Source organism: Thiomonas sp., assembly GCF_034007205.1.
Classification (GTDB): Bacteria; Pseudomonadota; Gammaproteobacteria; order Burkholderiales; family Burkholderiaceae_C; genus Thiomonas.
Window position 1 is genome coordinate 1 of the sequence record NZ_JAVERI010000038.1, and the last position, 5,932, is coordinate 5,932.

At 43.0% G+C, this 5,932-nt stretch carries 5 protein-coding genes; all 5 read right to left on the reverse strand.

Annotated elements, in window-relative coordinates; translation table 11 throughout:
* Positions 1–95: 95 nt before the first annotated feature.
* Entirely contained in the window at positions 96–1,235 is a 1,140-nt protein-coding gene (locus RBR52_RS15235) for a replication initiation factor domain-containing protein (RefSeq protein ID WP_320378124.1), read from the reverse strand.
* 587 nt (positions 1,236–1,822) lie between these two features.
* Positions 1,823–2,056: a hypothetical protein gene (locus tag RBR52_RS15240; protein ID WP_320378125.1), complete on the reverse strand. Its 234-nt coding sequence runs from the start codon at positions 2,054–2,056 to the stop codon at positions 1,823–1,825.
* Positions 2,057–2,168: 112 nt separating this feature from the next.
* Entirely contained in the window at positions 2,169–3,404 is a 1,236-nt protein-coding gene (locus RBR52_RS15245) for a zonular occludens toxin domain-containing protein (RefSeq protein ID WP_320378126.1), read from the reverse strand.
* 23 nt (positions 3,405–3,427) lie between these two features.
* A complete protein-coding gene (locus tag RBR52_RS15250) occupies positions 3,428–3,784 on the reverse strand; it encodes a hypothetical protein (protein WP_320378127.1) in 357 nt (118 codons plus the stop codon).
* A complete protein-coding gene (locus tag RBR52_RS15255) occupies positions 3,784–5,127 on the reverse strand; it encodes a hypothetical protein (RefSeq protein WP_320378128.1) in 1,344 nt (447 codons plus the stop codon). Before RBR52_RS15255 ends, RBR52_RS15250 begins: the two co-directional genes overlap by 1 nt.
* Positions 5,128–5,932 lie beyond the last annotated feature (805 nt).

The following is a 5,932-nucleotide window of genomic DNA, read 5'->3' on the forward strand; positions in this document are numbered from 1 at the left end:
GTTAATTGTTGTAGGGATGGTTCAATAATAACCATTTTATATAGGGGTGTCAATGTATAAATCGAGTCCAGTTAAGATTGTTGGCAAATCATGGACTAAAACGGAGCCCATTCGGGCTGGAAGTCCGTGAAACCTACTCTTTGTGGTGGCTTATAAGTTGATCTAAGCATTGACCACTCTTCTTGAGTTGTTTCGAGGGCACCCTGTTGCATAATCTCATTTATAACTCGCTCGCCGAGGATAACGCCAACCTGCCCTATTGCCTTACGGCACGAACGCATAAGCCACTGCAACTTACGGGTAATTGTAGTAATAGGCTTTTGTATACCAGTACGGATAATTTCACCGGTTGACATGAGGCGAGCCCACCAGCTGGATATCTCGCGGCGAGTTGTTCTATTGTCGGTGTCGGGATCGCGAAAATCTATCACACCACGTATCACGCTACCAGCGTTTTTTAGTCCATGCAATGCTATTTCTTCGGCAAGGACAAGGGCGGCTTGTTTGTGCCAACGACATTCTACACGCCACCATCTGGCACCATCAGGGGTTTCGGGTAAAGGCTGATTAGCTTTAATTGCGCGATACTCCTGTTCAAGTTTTTTGTTATAGATTACACAAGTACGAGAGGATGCAGACGACCCAAAAACAAAACCTTCACCAGAGGGCTGATATTTTTTATCACCAGACAACCAGCGGGGGCATTTTTCTTCGACAGTCCGAAAGCGCGTAACCAGCTCATCAGAATAGATATGCTGTTTTAAGCGGTCGAATGTTAAAGTTCCGCTGTAATCGTCATATGCGATATCTATACGCGCGAAGCTTGCCCCATCGCTGAAACCAAGGCGTATAATTTCGCATGAATCGCGGGCCACTTCATCGAGAGCCGAAGCTGGCAGTATGACTTTTGTGCCTCGCTCAGGCTTTGTATCCGTACTACAGAGCTGGACATTACCGTATGTGCGCAAATTAACGTATCCATGCCTACCAAAATCCTGTTCGGTGAATACGTCAGGGGATAAACCCAAATACTTAACGACAAAGTCCTCCCAGAGACAATCCTGAACGGTCATTTCTAGCCAGTCAATTTTAAAGCTGTTTAGTTCGACGCCAAACGCTTTTGGAATAAGCGCCCCTGTGTTACAGGTTCGGGGCGCCGCAAATAGTGGAGCCTGTACATGCAATGCATGGTCAGGCGGCACAACAGAGAGGCGGGTTACTGAGTGATTTTTCATGGTTTAATCTCCAACGATAAAAACCAAAGATCAAAACCTTGGTAGTCAAAGTGACGGACAGGGGGAGCAAACGGAGGTGGACGCACGAACAAAGAGAGACACCGAAGCCAGGTGCATATGCTGTAATCATGCCTCCGGCATCTCTAAGCAACAATCACTGTGCAAAATATAAAGGGATTGCTTCAGAAGCTCCATAAAGCATCACACGGATACAGCAAAGAGGAGCATGACGAAGTACAGCCCGCTTCGCGTGACACAATGTGGGATATACAATAATATCAGTGCCATATAGATAAGATCGGTTACCATCCAAGATACATGCCACTAGATAACAACCGTATACAGTTTCTTCTAACACGACAGATTCACTGATTTTTAAGTTTGAAATACTGGATTTTGAAAGTCGAATAGCCATGATGTAACCCCCCCCTGGGTTATGTGTTTAAAATAGTAGTTCCCTGTTTATGCGTTCCTGGACTCGTTGCTTGAGAGTTGCTTGCGAGTTGCTTCCTCATTTTATGCCCCCGGCTGAGCGGGGGCTTGTATTGGGTGGTTATTGCTTTATCAGTTTCCCGGTGCCATCCGGCCTACGCCTCGCGCCAGGCGTCCTCTTCGTAAATTACCTCCACAACGTCGCTCAAATCGCCCCACTCGCTTGCGAAGTCAACGCTCCCGGTTCTGGGGTTCATATAAACCGCCTCGTCAGTTTCTATGATACGGCCATGATCTTCCTCAGCAACGTATTGCTTGGCCTCCTCGATGGAGGTTACTCCGTAAATCGGGAAAATTTCCTGCGCTTTTTGTACATAGTAATATTTCATTTCGTTTCTCCTTTTCAGTTGTTGTTGTTCCCCACGTCTTGATATGATAATACCAAAGACAGTTGGGTGTGTCAACAAGATAATGCAAGATAATGCAAGATAATGCGAGTTTTTAAAATGGCAAATCCCTGTTTATACGTTCCTGGGCTCGTTGCCTGCGAGTTGTCTCTTGCTGTCGTGCTGAATTTTTTTCCAGCTGTGCATCGTTGTAGTTGGAGTAATTGCGGTCAGGAGTATATTGAGCTGATTCAATGTCCTGCCAGCCTGACCCGGATTTGTAATAACGCCTGTTTTTTGCTACCTGGATATCATCCAAAAAGGACTGCGGGAGCCAAACCCGGACGCGGTTATTTCCGCGGTCAGACCGAAAGGAAAAACCGAACTCATTAACAGGTATTAAATCGCCGTAGAACTCAATCGCTATTAACTCATCACCTTGCCAAAACCCACCCGTATCCACAACGACTTGCTTATCTGGTAGCTTGATTTGTGATTGAGGTACTGGCGCAGACCTTTGTGCAGCTGATTTGACAGGCTCAGAGGGTTTAGAGGATGCAGCAGCACGCGAGGACTCCGCCACGGTCGGCTCCCCGCCGCGCGGGTCTCGCGTCTGCTCCCCTGGATGTCCAAAAGAGCCGACGAAACGAACGACTCCGAAAACAAGCAAAAGGGCAAGGAATACAAAAAATAATGTGTACTTACGCAAGGGATAGGGTCTACGTGAATCATCGGAATCAGACATGAAAGATTGATAAAGCATACCAACACGCTTGTCATATCTAAAGGTTTTACGGGCAACGATATCGTCGGGATGAAGACCGGTGCGGAAAACATAGCGGAAAGAATTGCCAACCGAATAAACCTTGGTAATAGCATGAATCTCATACTCAGCGAGCTGTACAACATGACGGCAAACTGCATCGTATGTTTGGGTTATTACATAGACATCAGCACCAAAATGACGGTGGTATTGAAACCAGTAAAGAGGGTTTTCGCCGGGTTTGGGTGTGCCACGGAGACGGTAAGAAGATGGGAAATAACGTTGGGCTTCGTCGAGTATAATTACAATCTGATAGTTTTTATAATCAATGTATTGTTCCCAATAATCAGTTGTAAAAAATGTATATATATCAATGTTATGAGAAGAACAATAGCTATCAATGTTGACGTGAGTTAATTTTAGGTTTTCAATATTTGTATAGATAAGTACAGGTTTGTTAGGTTTGGAATCATCATATTGCCATTCGACGTGGGTATCTGAAAACTTGTAATACCTTAAAATTACATCGTTTATAGCAAAGTATGTTTTCCCAGTGCCAGGTACACCAGTAATATGTTTAATAGCCATATTATTTCCTCTTCAAGTTGTGTCTATTTCCAGACAAGCAGAAGCTTAAAAGTTTTTATGGAATATCGGGCAACGTAGGCGGAAAGAATAACAGAAAAACAGAAAGGAATCTGAAAAGAGTTGAGCAACCACGCAAGCATACCTGTAGCTTCAAATATAACAGGAGTGAGCAATTGAGTTTCAGTGGATATATATGCAAAAAGTTTAGAGACAAGATAAGTACCCATCTTGACTAAAGCAAAAGGCAATACAGTGACAATAAGAGTAACATACAAACCCTTTATAGCTAAGTATTCAGCAGTTTTTTGAGCAGCACGAGAACCAACAAAACCAACAAGAAATTGAGCAATCCAACGGATACCAGAAACAATTGCACCCATTATTCAAGCCCCCCAAATGTAATAATCAAAGCAGAAATCTGGACTAAGAGAGCAAGCCAAGTACCCATGGCTTGGAACGTAACTTCGAACTCACAGAGAGAAAAAGAAAGTGTATGCGTAGATGAACCTAGAGAAATCTCGCCATCAATTGAACAATAGGGATTTGATGTTTGGATACCTGAATCTGATATAACAGAAAGCCATCCAACATTATGGTTAGTGTCAATGAAATTATCTATATACGATTCATAATCATATTGTGATTCATCAAGTGGTTCATATTCAATATCAGTTTGAGTATATTCAAGATCAGACCACGATGAATCTTCTACGTCCGGATCGCCATTTATTGCATCGACTATAGACTCCACACCTTTTGAGTACTGGTCACCGGTAACCGGTTCGGTACTACCACGACCTGCACCAATTAGCGCAAGATTGTCGCTTGGTTCTTCGGTGTATTGTGTAAGGACTTCACCCGTTGCATTATCTTTTACCGTAGTAGTTGTTGAAGTTATTGAGGTTTTACCATCTTTGTATATTTTGTCTTGTGTTATAGTGGTTGTAGTTCCGTCATCATTATCGGTTTGTGAGACATGTTCACCGATTATTTGAGCTTCAATAATATTCCCGTTTTCGTCGCGTATAATATAATCACCTTGTTTGTCGTAAGTAACGGATCCTACACCTACATTAGATGGGTTATATTCTTGGACTTCCTCCCAATCTGATGCAGTTGGTACATAATCGGGTGAGTGCTGGAGAGGGTCAGCAGCAATACCCGGGTGCACCCAAGGTTCGCCATCTGATATTTCACCATTTGGATATTCGGTGCCAGCAGGGTATGGGTTTTCCGAAGCCTTATAACATAGACCGTTGGCTAAAATAAACCCATCTGGACAGCTGATTTGACATTCGACGCCAGTTGAGCCACCACAATCAATGCCATCCTCGTCAGAGTCTTGGTGGCCATTTTCACTTGTGGGAAGATTTGGTAAATATTCAGATTCAGAATCAGTACCGTATACAAAATAAAAATAGCCAGTGGCACGCTTTTCTACTTTAACATAATAATAGTGAAAATTACGATCAGATACCTTAGAACAAACAGAAGCATCAGTCCTATAGGTAATACCTACTAATACACTAGAATATGCTGTATATGTTGAACCAATATATACTGGAGGACTAGAAATGTTGCCCTCTGTTATACATACATATGCAGGTTCGTCAGGGCTTGAAGATGGGCCGTAATAGGCAATTACTGTAGCAGAATAAGAATAAGGAACGAGTAAAAAACAAGGTACCAGAAAACCAATTAAAAAAAATAAGAGGGAACGCATAACTGACACCTATAAAGTAAAAAAAGGGGCAGGGTTTCCCCGCCCCTTTTGGCTATTGAACCGATATTATGAGCGGTTCATGGTTTTGATAACTTTGCGAAAACCCCAGAGAGCAGCCAGACCCACGACAACGAGCCCCATAACGGTTTCGACGTCAGCTGTGTTGAGCGTAAGAGCAGTCAAGTCCATGTAATCACCTCCTTTATTATAAGATTGCCTTTGTTGCTATCCAAACCACAAACAGCCCAGCACAAAGGCCGAATAACCCCATCAAATAATTATAATCGAGCTCTGTTATTATAGGTTCCATGCTAAGACCTTGAAATAATAGCGCAAATTGCTGCAAAAGGTATGACAATAACGCCGAACCAAATGCCTAAACTGAAAAAATAATCAGCGACCTGATTTCCTGTAAGGGTGAATATCTCAAGGGTGTATTGCATTTTATTCGACCGCGAAACAGAAATCCCCGGGGATACGTACGGTGATGGTTTCTTGCCGGAGAGTTTCAAGATCATTCGAAAATACAGTTACAACCTGGGCGTCGTTCGAACCACGAATCAACCACTTTTGAATAAATCCTTTTTTAGTTTGGCGGACTTCGCCAAGGGGTTCATGGATTGTAGTATCAATTTCAAATCTTCCAAATTCTGTCATTGTTTTTACTCCTTGTTTAATGTTAATTGTTGTAGGGATGGTTCAATAATAACCATTTTATATAGGGGTGTCAATGTATAAATCGAGTCCAGTTAAGATTGTTGGCAAATCATGGACTAAAACGGAGCCCATTCGGGCTGGAAGTCCG

Coding starts and splice junctions, on each gene's coding strand:
- RBR52_RS15240 (WP_320378125.1), bottom strand. CDS start 2,056: ATGAAATATTACTATGTACAAAAAGCGCAGGAAATTTTCCCGATTTAC.
- RBR52_RS15250 (WP_320378127.1), bottom strand. CDS start 3,784: ATGGGTGCAATTGTTTCTGGTATCCGTTGGATTGCTCAATTTCTTGTT.
- RBR52_RS15255 (WP_320378128.1), bottom strand. CDS start 5,127: ATGCGTTCCCTCTTATTTTTTTTAATTGGTTTTCTGGTACCTTGTTTT.
- RBR52_RS15245 (WP_320378126.1), bottom strand. CDS start 3,404: ATGGCTATTAAACATATTACTGGTGTACCTGGCACTGGGAAAACATAC.
- RBR52_RS15235 (WP_320378124.1), bottom strand. CDS start 1,235: ATGAAAAATCACTCAGTAACCCGCCTCTCTGTTGTGCCGCCTGACCAT.